17 protein-coding genes and 1 pseudogene are annotated in these 18066 nt (G+C 62.6%); 12 read left to right on the top strand and 6 right to left on the bottom strand.

Annotated elements, in window-relative coordinates; genetic code table 11:
• Nucleotides 1-62 precede the first annotated feature (62 nt).
• Both PVV54_RS19640 and moaA read right to left on the bottom strand, forming a co-directional pair.
• Entirely contained in the window at nucleotides 63-962 is a 900-nt protein-coding gene (locus tag PVV54_RS19640) for a bestrophin family protein (RefSeq protein ID WP_274906836.1), read from the bottom strand.
• A 20-nt stretch (nucleotides 963-982) separates the two neighbouring features.
• Nucleotides 983-1987: a GTP 3',8-cyclase MoaA gene (gene moaA, locus PVV54_RS19635; RefSeq protein WP_274906835.1), complete on the bottom strand. Its 1005-nt coding sequence runs from the start codon at nucleotides 1985-1987 to the stop codon at nucleotides 983-985.
• A 205-nt stretch (nucleotides 1988-2192) separates the two neighbouring features.
• Here moaA and PVV54_RS19630 point away from each other — a divergent pair, with 205 nt between their 5' ends.
• Complete coding sequence (locus tag PVV54_RS19630; protein WP_274906834.1) at nucleotides 2193-4523, top strand: FdhF/YdeP family oxidoreductase; 2331 nt, start codon at nucleotides 2193-2195, stop codon at nucleotides 4521-4523.
• Between the two features lie 92 nt (nucleotides 4524-4615).
• On the opposite strand, the gene PVV54_RS19625 is transcribed toward PVV54_RS19630, so the two are convergent.
• On the bottom strand, nucleotides 4616-5074 hold the full coding sequence (locus PVV54_RS19625) for an Lrp/AsnC family transcriptional regulator (RefSeq protein WP_274906833.1): 459 nt from the start codon (nucleotides 5072-5074) through the stop codon (nucleotides 4616-4618).
• A 100-nt stretch (nucleotides 5075-5174) separates the two neighbouring features.
• On the opposite strand from PVV54_RS19625, the gene PVV54_RS19620 reads away from it, so the two are divergent.
• Nucleotides 5175-6350 carry a trans-sulfuration enzyme family protein gene (locus PVV54_RS19620; RefSeq protein ID WP_274910470.1) on the top strand — a complete coding sequence of 392 codons (1176 nt, stop codon included), beginning with the start codon at nucleotides 5175-5177 and terminating at the stop codon, nucleotides 6348-6350.
• A gap of 105 nt (nucleotides 6351-6455) precedes the next feature.
• Here the strand turns inward: PVV54_RS19620 and PVV54_RS19615 are convergent, their stop codons facing one another.
• Nucleotides 6456-6692, bottom strand: a complete 237-nt coding sequence (locus tag PVV54_RS19615; protein ID WP_274906832.1) for a YdcH family protein — start codon at nucleotides 6690-6692, stop codon at nucleotides 6456-6458.
• Between the two features lie 40 nt (nucleotides 6693-6732).
• Between PVV54_RS19615 and PVV54_RS19610 the strand changes: the two genes are divergently transcribed.
• From PVV54_RS19610 to PVV54_RS19590, 5 genes are all read left to right on the top strand, one after another.
• Nucleotides 6733-6924 carry a hypothetical protein gene (locus PVV54_RS19610; protein ID WP_274906831.1) on the top strand — a complete coding sequence of 64 codons (192 nt, stop codon included), beginning with the start codon at nucleotides 6733-6735 and terminating at the stop codon, nucleotides 6922-6924.
• Nucleotides 6911-8548 carry a phosphoethanolamine transferase gene (locus tag PVV54_RS19605; protein ID WP_274906830.1) on the top strand — a complete coding sequence of 546 codons (1638 nt, stop codon included), beginning with the start codon at nucleotides 6911-6913 and terminating at the stop codon, nucleotides 8546-8548. Before PVV54_RS19610 ends, PVV54_RS19605 begins: the two co-directional genes overlap by 14 nt.
• A gap of 89 nt (nucleotides 8549-8637) precedes the next feature.
• The gene (gene rnd / locus PVV54_RS19600) at nucleotides 8638-9771 is read left to right on the top strand and encodes a ribonuclease D (protein ID WP_274906829.1); all 1134 of its coding nucleotides are present in this window, start codon (nucleotides 8638-8640) and stop codon (nucleotides 9769-9771) included.
• Nucleotides 9768-10061: a YcgL domain-containing protein gene (locus PVV54_RS19595; RefSeq protein WP_274906828.1), complete on the top strand. Its 294-nt coding sequence runs from the start codon at nucleotides 9768-9770 to the stop codon at nucleotides 10059-10061. Before rnd ends, PVV54_RS19595 begins: the two co-directional genes overlap by 4 nt.
• A 2-nt stretch (nucleotides 10062-10063) precedes the next feature.
• Complete coding sequence (locus PVV54_RS19590) at nucleotides 10064-10996, top strand: D-2-hydroxyacid dehydrogenase (RefSeq protein WP_274906827.1); 933 nt, start codon at nucleotides 10064-10066, stop codon at nucleotides 10994-10996.
• Nucleotides 10997-11093: 97 nt separating this feature from the next.
• Here the strand turns inward: PVV54_RS19590 and PVV54_RS19585 are convergent, their stop codons facing one another.
• The gene (locus tag PVV54_RS19585) at nucleotides 11094-11687 is read right to left on the bottom strand and encodes a nitroreductase family protein (protein WP_274906826.1); all 594 of its coding nucleotides are present in this window, start codon (nucleotides 11685-11687) and stop codon (nucleotides 11094-11096) included.
• A 146-nt stretch (nucleotides 11688-11833) separates the two neighbouring features.
• On the opposite strand from PVV54_RS19585, the gene PVV54_RS19580 reads away from it, so the two are divergent.
• Together PVV54_RS19580 and PVV54_RS19575 are read left to right on the top strand one after the other, a co-directional pair.
• On the top strand, nucleotides 11834-12283 hold the full coding sequence (locus PVV54_RS19580; protein WP_274906825.1) for a YcgN family cysteine cluster protein: 450 nt from the start codon (nucleotides 11834-11836) through the stop codon (nucleotides 12281-12283).
• A 41-nt stretch (nucleotides 12284-12324) separates the two neighbouring features.
• The gene (locus tag PVV54_RS19575; RefSeq protein WP_274906824.1) at nucleotides 12325-13533 is read left to right on the top strand and encodes a hypothetical protein; all 1209 of its coding nucleotides are present in this window, start codon (nucleotides 12325-12327) and stop codon (nucleotides 13531-13533) included.
• A gap of 115 nt (nucleotides 13534-13648) precedes the next feature.
• Here the strand turns inward: PVV54_RS19575 and PVV54_RS19570 are convergent.
• Nucleotides 13649-13942, bottom strand: a pseudogene (locus PVV54_RS19570) (DUF2892 domain-containing protein); the annotation flags it as partial.
• Between the two features lie 229 nt (nucleotides 13943-14171).
• On the opposite strand from PVV54_RS19570, the gene gabP reads away from it, so the two are divergent.
• The 3 genes from gabP to PVV54_RS19555 all read left to right on the top strand — a co-directional run bounded on the left by gabP (nucleotide 14172) and on the right by PVV54_RS19555 (nucleotide 17996).
• Entirely contained in the window at nucleotides 14172-15569 is a 1398-nt protein-coding gene (gene gabP, locus PVV54_RS19565; protein WP_274906823.1) for a GABA permease, read from the top strand.
• Between the two features lie 329 nt (nucleotides 15570-15898).
• Nucleotides 15899-16615 carry a GntR family transcriptional regulator gene (locus PVV54_RS19560; protein WP_274906822.1) on the top strand — a complete coding sequence of 239 codons (717 nt, stop codon included), beginning with the start codon at nucleotides 15899-15901 and terminating at the stop codon, nucleotides 16613-16615.
• A gap of 61 nt (nucleotides 16616-16676) precedes the next feature.
• The gene (locus PVV54_RS19555) at nucleotides 16677-17996 is read left to right on the top strand and encodes an NAD(P)/FAD-dependent oxidoreductase (protein WP_274906821.1); all 1320 of its coding nucleotides are present in this window, start codon (nucleotides 16677-16679) and stop codon (nucleotides 17994-17996) included.
• Nucleotides 17997-18066: the final 70 nt, after the last annotated feature.

The raw sequence follows: 18066 nt of genomic DNA, 5'->3' as shown, positions 1-18066 counted from the left end.
GGATAAATCCGCTCCTACAGGTATCGCGCGTGTAGGAGCGGATTCATCCGCGATGAGGCCCATCAACTCAACACATAATCCACCGGCAACAACGCCGGCGGCAGCGCCTCAACCCCCAACGCCCCCAGCACATCCCGCTCCACCGTGCGCACCATGGCATCAGTCGGCAAGTCATTCTCGTCCCGCCCGAACGGGTCTTCCAGCTCGTTGCCGATCGCATCCAGCCCAAAAAACGTGTACCCCACGATGGTGGTGAACAACGGTGCCAACCACCCCAGCGGTTCAGCCAGGGCAAACGGCAGCAGCAGGCAAAAAATGTAAATCGTGCGATGCAGCAGCAACGTGTAGGGGAATGGCAGCGGCGTGCCCTTGATCCGCTCGCAGGTGGCCTGCACCTCCGTCAGCCCCGCCAGGCGCTGCTCCAGCAGGGTGTAGCGCCATTCGCTGATCTGCTGGCGCTCGGCCAGCTGTGAGCAGCGCCCGCCAATATCACGCAGAATGCCGTCGCACACGTTATGCGCCACCATTGGCGCGCCTTCAGCCAGCCAGGGCCGGGCTGCCCGCAGTTCGTCTTCACCGCGCAGCCGTGCGTTCAGCGCATGGGCAAAGCCGCACAGGCTGCGCAGCAGTTCGGCGCGCAGTGCTTTATCACTGATCACCACGCTTTCGCGCACGAAAGAGCGGGTTTCGATAATCAGCTTGCCCCACGCCTTGCGCCCCTCCCACCAACGGTCGTAACAGGCGTTGTTGCGAAAGCTCATGAAGATCGACAGCGACAGCCCGAGCAGGGTGAACGGCGTGGCGCTGACCGGGTAGAAAAACGCCGGGAAGTGCCGCTCTACCAGCACGATCAGCGCTGCCAGCAATGTGACCATCAGGCAGCGCAAGGCAATGCGCTTGACGATCGAACCCTTCAGGGTGAACAGCACGCGCAGCACATCGGGGCGGGGGTGAACGATCATGGAAATCCAGAGGCAGCCGCTTAGCCGCCGGTCATGTTCATGAAGCGCAGGATCTGCACCTCGCCACCCACTTCGAAGTGGTGGCGGTAGGGCTTGAGGTGCAGCGAATCGCGGATGGCCTTTTCCAGCCGCTCGGCATTGCCGGGGTGGGCGCGCAGTACTTGCTTGAGGTCCATCGAATGTTCGTTGCCCAGGCACAGCAGCAGCCGGCCTTCCACGGTGAGCCGCACGCGGTTGCAGGTGGCGCAGAAGTTGTGGCTGTGGGGCGAAATGAAGCCCACCCGGGTGTGTGGCGCTTCGGCCAGGCGCCAGTAGCGGGCCGGGCCTTGCGAGGATTCGGTCGATTCGACCAGGGTGAAATGCTCGGCCAGGCGGTCGCGCACCTCGTCGCTGGAGCAGAACGACTCGCCGCGCTCGTGCTCGCTGATCACACCAAGGGGCATTTCTTCGATGAAGGTGATGTCCAGTTCGCGCTCGATGGCAAAGCGCACCAGGTCGACCAGCTCATGGTCGTTGCGGCCCTTGAGCACCACGCAGTTGAGCTTGGTGCGCCGGAAGCCGGCCCGGCGCGCGGCGTCGATGCCGGCTATCACCTGTTCAAGGTCACCAGTACGGGTCAGCTGCTTGAAGCGGGCGGCATCCAGGCTGTCGAGGCTGATGTTCAGGCGGGTGAGGCCGGCGTCGAACAGTGGCTGGGCCAGGCGCCCGAGTTGCGAGCCGTTGCTGGTCATGCACAGTTCGCGCAGCCCGGGCAGGGCGGCGATGCGCCCGCACAGGTCGACGATGCCCTGGCGTACCAACGGTTCGCCACCGGTGAGGCGGATTTTGCGGGTGCCCAGGGCGACGAAGCGCTCGGCTACCTGAAACAGTTCTTCGAGGCTGAGGATTTGCTGGCGCGGCAAAAACTGCATGTCTTCAGCCATGCAGTACACGCAACGGAAGTCGCAGCGGTCCGTGACCGACATCCGCAGGTAGTCGATTTTCCGGTTGAAGCCGTCGATCAGGGGCCGGCTGGGCTGTTCCACGTTCGCGCTCGTTGGCAGGTTGGGGCTCATCTCCAAGCTATAACCTGGCCGCGGGGGCGTCAAATTGCTTTGTCTGACCGCTTGATCAATGGGCTCTATCACCGATGATCGAAACCACCTATCACGGGGTAAGACATTTCGATTGGACGCCCCCATGCCGCGCTCCATAGGCTGATAAAAAGCACCGAGCGCGAGGAACAACCGCATGAGCCAGGACCAACACATCAGGGACTACAAAGGCCCCGCCGCCGGCTGGGGGGCGCTCAAAAGCGTAACCAAGAGCTGGCTGGGCAGCGAAAACGCCTTCAAGAACCTGCGGGCCATGCTCAAGACCAACCAGAACGGCGGCTTCGACTGCCCCGGCTGCGCCTGGGGCGAGTCGCCGGAAAGCGACATGGTCAAGTTTTGCGAAAACGGTGCCAAGGCGGTCAACTGGGAAGCCACCGGGCGCTCGGTGGACCCGGCCTTCTTTGCCAAGTACAGCGTCAGCGCCCTGGCCGCGCAGACCGACTACTGGCTCGAATACCAGGGCCGCCTGACCCACCCCATGCGCTACGACGCGGCCACCGACCACTATGTCGAAACGTCGTGGCAAGACGCTTTTGCCCTGATTGCCCAGCACCTGCAGGCGCTGGAGTCGCCCGATCAGGCCGAGTTCTACACCTCTGGCCGGGCCAGCAACGAAGCGGCGTTTCTGTACCAGCTGTTCGTGCGGGCCTACGGCACCAACAACTTCCCCGATTGCTCGAACATGTGCCACGAGGCCAGCGGCGCGGGCATGTCGCAAACCCTCGGCGTGGGCAAGGGCACCGTGGTATTCCACGACCTGGAACTGGCCGACGCGATTTTCGTCATTGGCCAGAACCCCGGCACCAACCACCCGCGCATGCTCGAACCGCTGCGCGAAGCGGTGAAGCGGGGCGCCCAGGTGGTGTGCTTCAACCCGCTGAAGGAGCGGGGCCTGGAGCGCTTCCAGCACCCGCAGCACCCGTTCGAGATGCTCAGCAACGGCTCCGAACCTACCAACACGGCGTATTTCCGCCCGGCACTGGGTGGTGACATGGCGGCCATGCGTGGCATGGCCAAGTTTCTGCTGCAATGGGAGCGCGAAGCCCAGGCCAAGGGCGAACCTGCCGTGTTCGACCATGCCTTCATCGCCGCGCACACCAGTGGTGTGGACGACTACCTGGCGGCTGTTGATGGCACCACTTGGGAACATATCGTCGAGCAGTCAGGCCTGACCCTGGCCGAGATTGAGCTGGCGGCGCGCATGTACCGTAAAGCCGAGCGGGTGATCATGTGCTGGGCCATGGGTGTTACCCAGCACCGTCACTCGGTGCCGACCGTGCAGGAAATCGTCAACCTGCAACTGCTGCGCGGCAACGTCGGCAAGCCTGGTGCCGGCCTGTCGCCGGTGCGCGGCCACAGCAACGTGCAGGGCGACCGCACCATGGGTATCGACGAAAAGCCTAAGGATGCCTTGCTTGACGCACTGGAAAAACGCTTCCAGTTCCGTGTGCCGCGCGCCCACGGGCACAACGCGGTGCTGGCGATCAAAGCCATGGAAGAGGGGCAGGCCAAGGTGTTCATCGGCCTGGGCGGCAACTTCGCCCAAGCCACGCCAGACACCCCCCGCACCCACGCGGCCATGCGCAACTGTGCGCTGACTGTGCAGATTTCCACCAAACTCAACCGCTCGCACCTGGTCACCGGGCGTGATGCCCTGATTTTGCCGTGCCTGGGCCGTACCGAGATCGACATGCAGGCCAGCGGGCCGCAGGGTGTAACCGTGGAAGACACGTTCAGCATGGTGCACCTTTCCCATGGCCAACTGCGCCCGCGCTCGGCGCACATGCGTTCGGAGCCGTGGATCATTGCCGGTATGGCCAAGGCCACGTTGGGCAACAAGCCGATCGACTGGGAGTATGCAGTGGCCGACTATGCGCGCATTCGCAGCATGATCGCCGATGTGATCCCGGGCTTTGCCAACTTCAACGAACGGCTGCAGCACCCCGGCGGCTTCCACCTGGGCAACAGCGCAGCCGAGCGCAGCTGGCGCACGGCCACGGGCAAGGCACGGTTCACTGCCAGTGAATTGCCCGAGCACCTGGTCAACGCCAAGGTGCTGGCCCGTGGCGACAAGCCCGACCTGATTTTGCAGACCATGCGCTCGCACGATCAGTACAACACCACGTTGTACGGGCTGGACGACCGTTACCGTGGGGTGTTCGGCCTGCGTGAAGTGGTGTTTGTCAGTGAGGCGGACATTCGTCGCCTGGGCTTCGAGCCGGGCGAGCAGGTGGATTTGGTGTCGCTGTGGGAGGACAACGTGGAGCGGCGGGTATCCGGGTTCCGGCTGGTGCCGTACGACATTCCGGACGGGCAGGCGGCGGCGTATTACCCCGAGACCAACCCGCTGGTGCCGTTGGAGAGTTATGGGGAGGGGACGTATACGCCGACGTCGAAGTTTGTGGCCATCCGGTTGGAGAAGGCGCGGGTGGGGAGCCGGATTGAGGTGGTTCAGGCGGCGGAGTGATTTGTTGCCTGTGCCGGCCTCATCGCGGATAAATCCGCTCCTACAGGGTGCGTGTAGGAGCGGATTTATCCGCGAGAGGCCGGCACAGACAATCACCGATGCACGGGCAACGCCGTGGTGTACTTCATCTGCTCCATGGCAAAACTGGAGGTGATGTTGGACAACCCGTCCGTGCTGGTAATCAGCTTTTTGTAAAACCGGTCATAAGCGGCGATATCCCCCACCACCACCCGCAACATGTAATCCCAATCCCCGGACATGCGGTAAAACTCCATCACTTCCTCAAACCCCTTCACCGTCGCGGCAAACTGCTCCAGCCAGGCCGCGTCGTGGCGTTGGGTTTTCAGCTGCACGAACACGGTCAGCCCAAGCCCCAGGCGTTCCGGGTCCAGCAGGGCCACGCGGCCGAGGATGTAACCGTCCTCTTCCAGCCGCTTGACCCGCTTCCAGCAGGGTGTGGTGGACAGGTTGACCGCTTCGGCCAGGTCCTTCAGCGAAAGCGAGGCATCGCGCTGGAGCAGGGTGAGGATGTGCTGGTCGAAGCTGTCCATGTCGTTTGCTAACCGGGCAGAAAAATTTTCCCCAGATTACCCCACAGCCAGAAAAATTTCCGCGCGTGGTTATGCGATAGTGGCGGCTTTACTTCTGCCAATGGGCCTGACCATGTCCGACAAGCCGCGCAACTTTGCCACCCGTACCATCCACGCCGGCGAGCAGTTCAGCGTCGCCGACAACGCGATCTTCCCGCCGATCTACACCGCCAGTTCGTACATCAAGCGCAGCCTGGACGACAACCCGGAATACGCCTACAGCCGCGTCGGCAACCCCACCCGGCATGCCTACGAGTCCTGCGTTGCGGCGCTGGAAGAGGGCGTGGGCTCGGTGGCGTGTGCGTCTGGTGTAAACGCCACGGCCACGGTGCTGGAACTGCTGCCCAAGGACGCCCACGTGGTGGTGATGAACGGCGTGTACGGCGGCACCTTCCGCATCCTTGAAGACTACCGCGGGCGCACTTCGGGCCTGACCACCACCTATGTCGACCTGAACGACATCGACGCCGTGGCCGCCGCCATCAAGCCCGAGACGCAGCTGATCTGGATCGAGTCGCCCACCAACCCGTTGCTGCATCTGGTCGACATCAAGGCCGTGTGCGACCTGGCGCGCGCGCGCGGCATCCTCACCTGCATCGACAACACCTTCTGCTCACCGTGGAACCAGCGCCCGATCACCCTGGGCGTGGACCTGGTGATGCACTCGGCGAGTAAATACATCGGTGGCCATTCCGACCTGACCGGCGGCGTGGTGGTGGCGGCCAACGAGGAATTGCATGCCCGCCTGCGCAAAATCAGCATGGCCGTAGGTGCGATTCAGGGGCCGTTTGACTGCTACCTGGCCCTGCGCGGTCTGAAAACCCTCGATGTGCGCATGGAGCGCCAGTGCGCCAACGCGCTGCAGGTGGCGCGCTTCCTCGAAAACCACCCGCAGGTCGAGCAGGTGTTCTACCCGGGGCTGGAAAGCCACCCACAGCATGAACTGTGCAAGCGCCAGATGCGCGCGGGCGGGGCAGTGGTGGCGATGAAGGTCAAAGGCGGCGACCGGGCGGCGCTCAACCGGTTGGTCGATGCGCTGCAAATCTTCGTGCTGGCCGATTCGCTGGGCGGGGTGGAAAGCATGATCAACCACTCGTGGAGCATGTCGCACAACTCACTGAGCCCGGCGCAGAAGGGCGAGATGGGCATCAGCGAGAACCTGCTGCGGTTGTCGGTGGGGATCGAGGATTGTGGGGATTTGATTGACGACCTGGGCAGGGCGCTGGCTGCGGTGTAATGGTTGCTGGCCCTATCGCGGCTGAAGCCGCTCCTACAGGTGATGCGCTGCCCCTGTAGGAGCGGCTTTAGCCGCGATAGGGCCATTCGATTCAGTAAAGATCCATCAGGCTTTCGGCGGATGAATAATCCGTTCGATCTTGTCCTTGATCAGCAACCGTTCCTTGCGCAGGCGGTTGACCGCCTCATCATTGGTGCCATTGCCTTCGGCAGCCACCACCTCTTTGTCCTTGGCGTTGTATTCCTTGTGCAGCGCATGCAGCGTCTGGTCCTTGTCTATGAGTGCCTGGAATGCTTCAGCGGTAACGTGCAGGTCAGCGAGCAGATCATGCGGAACTGGCATTTCTTCACCTCTGTCAGGGTTGTCGTAAAGGTCCTGACCTTTGAGGATAGCCGCCTTTGCCGGGCGGGGCATGGCGCGTCAGGCTGAATGGCGGCTGAATGAATTTGATTTAATCGGTGAAAGCCGGTGTGTCACGGATTTGTTGGCGTCTTTTTCACATAAAATTGATGTGGCGCTTTTTAAAGTCTCGCCAACTTTTCCTTTGGTTTTTTTTGCCAATGCCAATACTTAAGAACCTGCGGGCCGAATGGGTCACGCTGCTGGCCAGCCTTTACCTGCTGATCGGTTTCAACCTGTTTTTATGGCAGCACCTGCAGCAGATCGTTCCCCCAGGGCTTACGGGCCTTTGGCTGAGCCTGGCGTTCGCTGTGATGATGCTGTTTGCATTTAACCTGGTGTTGACGTTGTTTGCATTCCGGTATGTGCTGAAACCGCTGTTGATTGTGTTGTTCATGAGTGGCGCCGGGGTGGCTTACTTCATGAATCAGTACGGCGTGCTAATAGATGCCGGCATGTTTCGCAACATGGCAGAAACCAACGTTGCGGAAGTGCGTGACTTACTGTCTTTGAAGTTTGCCGGTTATATCCTGCTGTTGGGTGTATTGCCCTCGGTGCTGTTGTGGAAAGCGCCGATTGCCTACCGTGCCTGGCACCGTGAAGTGCTCGGCAAGCTGGTGGTCAGTGGCGCTTGCGTGGTGGCCGTGGGTTCGGTGGCGCTGGTCAATTACCAAGGGCTGTCGTCGCTGTTTCGCAACCACCACGAACTGCGCCTGATGCTTACCCCAAGCAATATCGTGGGTGCCTCCATCGGTTATGTAAGCGAACGTGTCGGCACGGCTGCCCGGCCATTTCAGGCCTATGCCGAAGATGCCCGCCGTGATGCGGCCTGGCAGCACCACGAACGCAAGTCGCTGACGGTGCTGGTGGTCGGCGAAAGTGCCCGCGCCGAGAACTTCGGTGTTCTGGGTTACAGCCGTGATACCACACCCAATCTGGCCAAGGAAAAGGACCTGCTGGCGTTTTCGGACGTGCATTCCTGCGGCACTGAAACCGCCGTGTCGGTGCCGTGCATGTTCTCGGGCATGCCACGCAAGGAATACGACGCCCGCGTGGCCAAGAACCGCGAAGGCCTGCTGGACATCCTTCAGCGCGCAGGCCTGGCCGTGCAGTGGCGCGATAATCAGTCGGGCTGCAAGGGCACTTGCGACAGGGTGCAGTTCATTGACGTCAGTAACCTCAAAGACCCGCAACTGTGCGCCAATGGCGAATGCCATGACGAAATCCTGCTGCAGGGCCTGGGCGAGCTCATCGACAACCTCGACAAGGACACCGTGCTGGTGCTGCACCAGATGGGCAGCCACGGCCCCGAATACTTCAAGCGCTACCCCGCGGGCAACGAGCGCTTCACCCCGGTGTGCCGCAGCAACGCGCTGAACCAGTGCAGCCAGCAGGAGATCATCAACGGCTATGACAACACCCTGGCCTACACCGACAAGGTTCTGGCTACACTCATCGATACCCTGCGCAGCAAGCAGGACAAGGTCGACACGGCAATGATCTACCTGTCCGACCACGGTGAGTCGTTGGGTGAGTACAACCTGTACCTGCATGGCACGCCCTACATGATGGCGCCCGACCAGCAGAAGCACGTGCCGCTGCTGGTGTGGTTCTCCGACAGCTACAAGGCGGACTTCGGCCTGGACACCGACTGCCTGGCCAGGCTCAGCGATGCGCCGCTGTCCCAGGACAACCTGTTCCACTCCATGCTCGGCCTGTTGCAAGTGCACACCGAGGTCTACCAGCAGTCGCTGGACATGTTCGCCAGTTGTCGGCCGTGGCTGGCGGCCAAACGCTGAGGCCGTTCGTCCGTACCAGGGAAGGCGCAGGTTTCACCCGCAGGGCCCGCGCCGTATATACTGCGCGGCAATATTAGTGGGAGAGCCTCGTGGCCATCGAAATTCACTGGATCCGTGATGACCAGACCCTGGCCGAACACTGCCGGAGCTGGCGCGAACTGCCCTTCGTAGCCGTCGACACCGAATTCATGCGGGTCGACACCTTTTACCCCAAGGCCGGCCTGGTGCAGGTCGGTGATGGCCAGCGTGCCTTTCTCATCGACCCGCTTCTGATCAAGAACTGGCAACCGCTGGGTGAGCTGCTCGACGACAGCGGTGTGGTCAAGGTGCTGCACGCCTGCAGCGAAGACCTTGAAGTGCTGCTGCGCCTGACCGGCAAGCTGCCGCAACCGCTGTTCGATACGCAACTGGCGGCGGGCTACCTGAACCTGGGCTTCTCCATGGGCTACTCGCGCCTGGTGCAGGAAGTGCTGGGTATCGAGCTGCCCAAGGGCGAAACCCGCTCGGACTGGCTGCAACGCCCGCTGTCGGAAACGCAGGTGAGCTACGCCGCCGAAGATGCCGTGCACCTGGCCGAGCTGTTTGCCGCCTTGCGCCCGCGGCTGTCCGACGACAAGTACGCCTGGGTACTGGAAGACGGCGCCGAACTGGTGGCGGCCCTGCGCCGCGAAGTCGAACCTGAAACGCTGTACCGTGACGTCAAGCTGGCCTGGAAGCTCAGCCGCCAGCAACTGGCCGTGTTGCGCGAACTGTGCGCCTGGCGCGAGCGTGAAGCCCGCAGCCGTGACGTGCCGCGCAACCGCATCCTCAAGGAACATTCCTTGTGGCCAATGGCCAAGAGCCAGCCAGACAACCTCTCGGCGCTGGCCAAGATCGAAGAAATGCACCCGCGTACCATCCGTCAGGACGGCGCTTTCCTGCTTGAGCTGATCAAGCGCGCCGGTAGTGTACCTTCCGAGCAGTGGCCGCCTGCCCAGCCTGAACCGCTGCCGATCGAAGCCTCTGGCATCCTCAAGCGCCTGCGCGCCATCGGCCAGGCCGAAGGCGAGCGTCTGGGCATCGCCCCGGAGCTGATGCTGCGCAAAAAAGCCCTGGAAGCCCTGCTTAAAAGCGGCTACCCCAACGGCCCCTATCAATTGCCCGATTCGCTGCGCGGCTGGCGCCGTGAGCGGATGGGCCAGGCCCTGCTGGATGATTTGGCAGGTGCCGGAGAGACCCAATGAAACGTATTTGCTCGATCTACAAGAGCCCCCGCAAGAACGAAATGTACCTCTACGTGCTCAAGGCCGATGGCCTGGAGCGTGTGCCCGAAGCACTGCTGCCGTACTTCGGCACCCCCGTGCACGCCTTCGACCTGGTGCTGAGCCCCGAGCGCAAGCTGGCCCGCGAAGACATCACCAAGGTGCTGGAAAACCTCGACAATCAGGGCTACCACCTGCAGATGCCGCCACCGGATGACGACTACATCGAGCACCTGCCCGAAGAGTTGTTGCGCCGTAACGACCCGGCTTGACCATGCGCGTTCTGCTTGCCGAGCAGCAATATGCTCATTACGCCGAACTGCTGGCCGAAGCCGCCCCGGATGTGCACATCGTCACCAGTGGTGACTCCGCCGAACTGGCCCGCCAGGCACCGGGCTGCCCGGTGTGGCTGGGCCAGCCGGATTTGCTGGCCAGCCTGCTGCGCCAGGGCCACAAACCGGCGTGGATGCAGTCGACCTGGGCCGGGATCACGCCGCTGCTGGCCGAGGGGTTGCCGCGCGACTACCGCCTGACACGGGCTGTGGGCATCTTTGGCCAGGTGATGGCCGAGTACATGCTGACCTACATGCTGGGCCATGAGCGCGAAGTGCTGTCGCGTCTGGTGAGCCAGGTCGAGCGCCGCTGGGATGACCGCCCCGGCTGTTCGCTGGAAGGGCGCAAGGTGCTGGTCGTTGGCACCGGCGACATCGGCCAACGCGTGGCCGAATTTTTGCTGCCGTTTGGCGTGACGTTGTATGGCATTGCCAGCAGCGCCCGGGAACAGGTGCCCTTCGTTGAAGTAGCGAGCCTGGCCGACCTGCCGCGCATGGTCGAGCAGGTGGATTATGTGCTCAACCTGCTGCCGGACACGCCTGCCACCCACGACTTGTATGACGCGGCGTTGTTCCAGCGCTTCAAGCCCACGGCGCTGTTCATCAATGCCGGGCGCGGGGTGGCGGTGGTCGATGCCGACCTGGTCGAGGCCCTGAAGCAGGGGCACCTGGCGGGGGCGGTGATCGACGTGTGCCGGCAGGAGCCGCTGCCTCAGCGCCATCCGTTCTGGACCGCGTGGGGGTTGTTACTCACCGGGCACAGCTCCGCGCCCACCTCGCCGAAGGCGATGGTGCGGTTGTTTGTCGAGAATGTGCGTGGGTATGCAGCGGGGCAGGGGTTGCGTGGGGAAGTGGATTTCGCGCGGGGTTATTGATTGGTAGTGGCTGTGCCGGCCTTATCGCGGATAAATCCGCTCCTACAGGGTTTCGTGTAGGAGCGGATTTATCCGCGATAAGGCCGGCACAGGATGACTACAGGCTAAAATCCCCCTCCGCCACCAACTCACTCAACGGCCGACGCGGGCTAGGCACTTCCCGCGCCTGCAGCGCCTCATCCAGGCTGGCCTTGTCCCCCAGCTTGCCAATCGCCACCATCGCATGCAGCACATAGCCCTCCGGCACTTTCAGCTCCTTGCGCGCCAGTTCCTGGTCAAACCCGGCCATGCCATGGGTGTGCCAGCCGCTGATGCTCGCCTGCAACGCCATGTGCCCCCAGGCAGAGCCGGTATCGAAGGTGTGCCACAGCGCCGGCTTTTCTTCGCTGGCTCCCGGTGCGGCAAAAGTGGTCTTGGACATCACCAGCACCAGCGCCGACGCCTGCTGCGCCCAGCTACGGTTGAACGGCACCAGCAGGCTCAGGTAGCGCTCCCAGTTCGGCGTGTCGCGGCGGGCATACAAGAAGCGCCACGGCTGCGAGTTGTAGGCCGAGGGCGCCCAGCGTGCGGCCTCCAGGAAGCTCAGCAGGGTTTCTTCGCTGATCGGCTCGGCGGTGAAGGCCCGCGGCGACCAGCGGTTAATGAACTGCTCGTTGATGGCGTAATCGGCAACGCGGGGGGTGGCGCTCATGGCTGCTCCTGCAACATGAAGGGGAAAGACCGAACGCTACTGCGTCCACCCGCCACTGACAAGCGGTATGGCGTTGCCGAAGGCCAGGCTCTAGACTGGCGCCGCCGCGTGCCGCGGCCTCAAGAGCCATGCAGGAAACCCGTGTGATGATCGCCGACACCGCGCCATTCTGGCGGCGCAAGACCCTCGAACAACTCAGCCCGCAAGAATGGGAGTCGCTGTGTGACGGCTGCGGCTTGTGCTGCCTGCAAAAGCTTGAGGACGAGGACGACAACAGCGTCTATTACACGCGCATCGCCTGCAAACTGCTCGACCTGGACACCTGCCAGTGCAGCGACTACCCCAACCGCTTCGCCCACGTGCCCGACTGCATCCAGCTCACCCCGGGCAAGGCCGACCAGTTCAAGTGGCTGCCCAGCACCTGTGGCTACCGCCTGGTCAGCGAAGGCAAGGACCTGCCCGCCTGGCACCACCTGGTCTGTGGTGACCGCAAGCAGGTGCATGAACAGCGCATTTCCCAGTCGGGGCGTATGCTCAGTGAACACGACGTGGATGAAGACGACTGGGAAGACCACCTGATCTTTCGCGCCAGCTGAGCGGCACGGGCCGTCGCCGCTGGGGAACAAGGAGTTTCTGTATGCGTTGCCAGTTGTTGCTGCTTTTGGGGTTGTTGGCCAGTTCACCGGCCTGGGCGAAAAAGGTCGACCTCGACTATCAAGTGCGCCTGTTACCTGCCAGCGGCCAGGCCGAGGTGCGCCTGACCCTGGCTGAAGGCAGCGCCGTGCGCAGCCTGGATTTCGACCTGGGCAAGGCCGGTGCCTACAGTGGCTTTCAGGCCGACGGCCAGTGGCAGGAGCAGGGCCAGCGTGGCGTGTGGCACCCCGCGGCGGGCAAAACCAGCCTCAGTTATCGGGTAAAACTCGACCAGCAACAGCGCAGCGGCGCGTATACCTCACGCATCACTACCCATTGGGCGTTGTTCCAGGGTGACCAACTGGTGCCGCCCGCAAGGCTGGACCAGCAGGATGGCACCGAGCTGGTGGCCCGCCTGTCGGTTGACCTGCCCGAAGGCTGGAAGAGCATCGAAACCGCCTGGCCACGCATCGGCAAGGACAAGTTCCGCATCGATAACGTTTCGCGCCTGTTCGACCGCCCCACCGGATGGATGCTCGCGGGCGACCTGGGCAGCCGCCGTGCGCGCCTGGGCGAAACCGACGTGACCGTGGCCGCGCCGGTGGGGCAGGGCATGCGCCGCATGGACAGCCTGACCTTGCTGACCTTTGTGTGGCCACACCTGCAGGCCGTGTTCCCACGTAACCCGCCCAAACTGCTGTTGATCGGCGCCCGCGATGGCATGTGGCGCGGTGCCATGGCAGCACATGGTTCGTTGTACCTGCACAGCGGCCGGCCGATGGTCAGCGAGAGTGGCAGCAGCCCGTTGCTGCGTGAACTGGTGCAGCTGTTTGCGCAGATTCGCGTCGGTAAGCAGAGCGACTGGCTTGGCGAGAGTCTGACCGATTACTACGCCAATGAGTTGCTGCGCCGCGCTGGGGGCGTGAGTGACGACCGTTACCAGGTATGGCTGGCGCGTTTGCAGAAGCAGGGGGCCAAGGTCACCAATCTCAAAGCCGAGCGGGCCAGCCCGGCGCAGGTGGCCCGTGGCGTGTTGCTGCTGCAGGCGCTGGACAAGGAGATCCGCATACATACCCAGTCCAAGCGCTCGCTCGATGACGTGGCGCGGGCGTTGATGCGCCTTCCGAGTGTCAGCACTGCGGAGTTCGTGCAGATCAGCGAGAACGTGCTGGGGCGGCGGTCCGAGGTGTTGCAGAGCAAGGTGCTGGATTAACCTGTACTGGCCTCATCGCGGATAAATCCGCTCCTACAGGCGCAACGTTACCCTGTAGGAGCGGATTTATCCGCGATGGGGCCAGTACAGGAAACCCCCTAATCCCCAACCACCCCAACCCCCGCGTAGCCGCCCGCGCACTGCGCTTCAACGCCTCCAGCTCCGCCGCACTGCGCTGAATATCCGAGCGCAACCGCAAGTACTCCTGCCGATGGTCCTGGAACCACGCCTTGGTCGCACAGTGCCCGCTGATGCCGCGCGCCACGGCCAGGCCGCCCACGACCATCTGCAATAGCCCAATAAAGCCACCGTGGCGCAGCCCTTTGCTGAACATCAGCGCCCCGCCGGCCAGTGAACCGACCCGTTCCAGCCCATGCACATTGTGGTCTTCAACATGACGATCAAGCATGGCAAGCCCTCCCTGTGATGTGTAAGCAGCCGACCGCCCCGGCCTCGCATGGGTTCATTCCGGCTGCCAGGCGGTACTGGGTCATGTCTGGTCATGTTCCTGGCGGATTCAGGCAACTGGCTGCGTACCCGGCTGCATTACCGTGACCAGGCGCGAAGCTCATCCACGCTGGGTTTCGACCCAGGAGCTTCACGTCCCCCCCACAAAGAAAACAACAGCAGGGATCAGGATGACAACGACAAGCGCGAACGGCGCCGGCAACCAGCTGGCCCAAGGCTTCAAGCAACGCCATGTGACCATGCTTTCCATCGCCGGGGTGATCGGTGCCGGGTTGTTCATCGGCTCTGGTCATGCCATTGCCGCCGCGGGCCCGTCAGCCATTGTCGCCTACGCACTGGCCGGGGCGCTGGTGGTGCTGGTGATGCGCATGCTCGGTGAAATGGCCGTCGCCAGCCCCGACACCGGCTCCTTCTCCACCTACGCAGACCGCGCCATCGGGCGCTGGGCCGGGTTTACCATCGGCTGGTTGTACTGGTGGTTCTGGGTGCTGGTGATCCCCATCGAAGCCATCGCCGCCGGCGTGGTGCTCAACAACTGGTTCCCGCACATCGATGCCTGGTTCTTTGCCCTGAGCATGACCGTGCTGCTGACCGCCACCAACCTGTTCAGCGTGGCCAAGTACGGCGAATTCGAGTTCTGGTTCGCCATGCTCAAGGTGATTGCCATCGTTGCGTTCATCGCTTTGGGCGCCGCAGCCCTGGCCGGCGTACTGCCTGGGCGGGAAGTCAGTGGTTTGCCACTGCTGCTGGAAACCGAGGGCGGGTTCATGCCCAACGGCTGGACCGCCATCATCGGCGCCTTGCTCACCACCATGTTCAGCTACCTGGGCACTGAAGCGGTGACCATTGCCGCCTCCGAGTCCAAAGACCCGGCCCGCAACATCGCCAAGGCTACCCGTTCGGTGATCTGGCGCATCAGCGTGTTCTACCTGCTGTCGATCTTCGTGATCATCTCGGTGGTGCCGTGGAACGACCCCTTGCTGCCGGTGCAGGGCTCCTACCAGCGGGCGCTGGAGATCATGAACATTCCGTATGCCAAGCTGCTGGTTGACATGGTGGTGCTGGTAGCGGTGGCCAGTTGCCTGAATTCTTCGATCTATATTTCGTCGCGAATGCTTTATTCGCTGGCCAAGCGGGGCGATGCGCCGGGCTTTATCCAGCGCACGTCCAAAGTGGGTGTGCCGCGTGCGGCGGTGATTGGCAGCACGTTGATCGGCATGCTGGCCACTGTCGTCAATTACTTCGCGCCTGCCGAGGTGTTTGCCTTCCTGTTGGCAAGCTCTGGCTCGATTGCCTTGCTGGTATACCTGGCCATCGCCTTCTCGCAACTGCGCATGCGTGCCCTGTTGCAGCGGCAGAATGTGGAGATTGCCTTCCGGATGTGGCTGTACCCATGGCTGACCTATGCGGTGATCGGGTTCATCGTGTTTGCGCTGGGGACGATGTTCGTGATGCCCAAGCACCGGATGGAGGTGTCGCTGACCTTGGCGCTGGCGGTGGTGATTCTGATTTTGGGCGTCATCAGCAGCCGGCGGCATGAGCGGCGGGAGGCGTTGGCAGCGGTTTGATGAGGTTCGAGCGCCGCCTGCGCGGCGCATCGCGGATAAATCCGCTCCTACAGGTATGCGGTAGGAGCGGATTTATCCGCGATGCGGCGCCCGATCTCACGCCCGACACAAAATATCGCCATGTCTCATCCGGACAATTTCCTGTCACGTTTGGCAATGCAGCCCCCAGCGTGTTTAATCTCCCCCCTGATGTCCCTAAAAGCCAACAAACCCGGGCTTTCCAGTGATTTCACCGTTCATCGAAAATGCTGTAGACACATTGTCTAACAGTGCCCTATAGTCGTTATACAAATAGTAGACACAGCGCTATGACAATAAAGAAGGCCGCCATGAAAGCCACCGTTCAACCGCTCAGTGCAGAAGTGCCGCAGGACCGCAAGGCCGTCCTTGCCGAAGCCCTGCGCCGCCGTATCCTCAGCATGGAGCTGGCGCCAGGCGCGGTGGTGGATGAACTGGCCCTGTGTGATGAGTTCGGCCTGTCGCGCCCGCCGGTTCGCGAACTGCTGCGCCAGGTTGCCGCCGAAGGCTACATCGAGCTGGAGGCCAACCGCGCCCCGCGCGTGGCCGCCATGAACCACGATTCGCTGCACAGCTTCTTCGTCGCCGCGCCCCTGATCTACATCGCCACTACCCAGCTGGCCGCGACCAACGCCACCCAAGCCGAAATCGAAGTGCTCAAGGGCATCCAGGCCCAGTTCCGCCAGGCCATCGAAGAGCGCGACGTGGAAAACCGCGTGCTCCACAACGACGCCTTCCACCTGGAAATCGGCAAGATGGCGCACAACGACTACCTGTTGCCAAGCCTGCGTCGCCTGCTGATCGACCACACCCGGCTGGGCAAGATTTTCTACCGCCACCCCACCACCGACGACATGCAGCGCGACCTGGAACTGGCCTGCGAGCAGCACGAGCAGATGATCCAGGCCATTGAAGGCCGTGACCCGCAAACTGCCGGGCAACTGGTGCGCGAGCACTTTGAACTGTCGCGCCGGCGCATGGCCGAGTACGCCGCGCCACAAGGGCTGGATGTACCGATTCAGATATGAGTTACCCGGTCGCCGCCGCAGGCGCTGACCACTCGACAACACGACGATCCAGGTTAGTGACATGACAAGAATAAGTTCGTTACCCGCCGATGATGCCACCTGTGGCTGGTACCACCTGAGCAAAACCCGCACGCCAAGGCCGGCCCACAAAGGCCACAGCCAGGCGCGCTGGGTGGTGGTGGGCGCAGGCTTCACAGGGCTTGCGGCGGCACGCCAGTTGGCGACGAACTTCCCGAATGACGAAATCGTGCTGATCGAGGCCCAGGAAGTTGGCTATGGCACCTCCGGGCGCAATGCCGGTTTTGCCATCGACCTGCCCCACGACATCGGGGCCGAGGATTACATCGGTGACATCGACATCGCCAAGACCATCCTCAAGCTCAACCTGGGCGGCCAGTCGTTTCTCAAGGAACTGATCGACCAGTTCGACATCGACTGCCAGTTCCGCCATTGTGGCAAGTACCAGGCGGCCATCGAAGACCGTGGCATTGCGGTGCTCGACGCCTATCGTCGTGGCCTGGACAAGCTCGGCCAGCCCTACGAAGTGATCGAAGGGCGCGACCTGCCCGAGCACATCGGCACGCACTTCTACCGCAAGGGCCTGTTCACCCCCGGCACGGCGCTGCTGCAACCGTCTGCACTGGTCAAAGGGTTGGCCGACAGCCTGCCAGCCAACGTTTCCCTCTACGAAAACACCCCCATCACCGACGTCGAATACGGCAACAAAGTGCTGCTGCGCCACGCCAACGGCGCCATCACTGCCGACAAGCTGGTGCTCACCACCAACGCGTTCGGCATGAGCTTCGGCTTTCTCAAGGGCCGCATGCTGCCGGTATTCACCTACGGCAGCATCACCCGCCCGCTGACCGAGGACGAGCAAGCGCGCCTGGGCGGCAAGCCTTATTGGGGCGTGATCCCGGCGGACCCGTTCGGTACCACCCTGCGCCGCACCGTCGACAACCGCCTGCTGGTGCGCAACAGCTTCAGCTACAACCCGGACGGGCGCAGCAATGCCAAATACCTGCAACGTTTCGTGCAACGCCACCGCGAATCGTTTGCCCGGCGCTTCCCGATGCTGCCGGACGTGAACTTTGAATATACCTGGGGCGGTGCACTTGCGCTGTCGCGTAACCACATGGGCTTTTTTGGCAAGTTGGCACCCAATGTATTTGGTGCGCTGTGCTGTAACGGCCTTGGGGTTACACGCGGCACCGTCACCGGCAAGTTGCTGGCTGACTGGCTCGCCGGTGACAAAAACGAACTTATCGAGTTTTTGCTCAATGCCCCAGGGCCTTGTGCAAATCCGCCGCAGCCCCTGGTTTCTTTGGGGTTGAACGCCAACCTGATGTGGGGGCAAATGCGCGCCGGCAAAGAGAGCTGATCTGATTCGACGTTAGGCCATAACACTTTTTACGCCGGGCTTATTTAACCGGCACGGGCACCCTTTGCCC

Source organism: Pseudomonas sp. PSKL.D1, from assembly GCF_028898945.1.
Taxonomy (GTDB): domain Bacteria; phylum Pseudomonadota; class Gammaproteobacteria; order Pseudomonadales; family Pseudomonadaceae; genus Aquipseudomonas.
This window is presented reverse-complemented; position numbering and strand designations above follow the sequence as displayed.

Coding starts and splice junctions, on each gene's coding strand:
- PVV54_RS19585 (WP_274906826.1), bottom strand. CDS start 11,687: ATGAGCGCCACCCCCCGCGTTGCCGATTACGCCATCAACGAGCAGTTC.
- gabP (WP_274906823.1), top strand. CDS start 14,172: ATGACAACGACAAGCGCGAACGGCGCCGGCAACCAGCTGGCCCAAGGC.
- PVV54_RS19595 (WP_274906828.1), top strand. CDS start 9,768: ATGAAACGTATTTGCTCGATCTACAAGAGCCCCCGCAAGAACGAAATG.
- PVV54_RS19615 (WP_274906832.1), bottom strand. CDS start 6,692: ATGCCAGTTCCGCATGATCTGCTCGCTGACCTGCACGTTACCGCTGAA.
- PVV54_RS19560 (WP_274906822.1), top strand. CDS start 15,899: ATGAAAGCCACCGTTCAACCGCTCAGTGCAGAAGTGCCGCAGGACCGC.
- PVV54_RS19640 (WP_274906836.1), bottom strand. CDS start 962: ATGATCGTTCACCCCCGCCCCGATGTGCTGCGCGTGCTGTTCACCCTG.
- PVV54_RS19555 (WP_274906821.1), top strand. CDS start 16,677: ATGACAAGAATAAGTTCGTTACCCGCCGATGATGCCACCTGTGGCTGG.
- PVV54_RS19575 (WP_274906824.1), top strand. CDS start 12,325: ATGCGTTGCCAGTTGTTGCTGCTTTTGGGGTTGTTGGCCAGTTCACCG.
- PVV54_RS19630 (WP_274906834.1), top strand. CDS start 2,193: ATGAGCCAGGACCAACACATCAGGGACTACAAAGGCCCCGCCGCCGGC.
- PVV54_RS19580 (WP_274906825.1), top strand. CDS start 11,834: ATGATCGCCGACACCGCGCCATTCTGGCGGCGCAAGACCCTCGAACAA.
- PVV54_RS19605 (WP_274906830.1), top strand. CDS start 6,911: ATGCCAATACTTAAGAACCTGCGGGCCGAATGGGTCACGCTGCTGGCC.
- PVV54_RS19590 (WP_274906827.1), top strand. CDS start 10,064: ATGCGCGTTCTGCTTGCCGAGCAGCAATATGCTCATTACGCCGAACTG.
- PVV54_RS19625 (WP_274906833.1), bottom strand. CDS start 5,074: ATGGACAGCTTCGACCAGCACATCCTCACCCTGCTCCAGCGCGATGCC.
- PVV54_RS19620 (WP_274910470.1), top strand. CDS start 5,175: ATGGGCCTGACCATGTCCGACAAGCCGCGCAACTTTGCCACCCGTACC.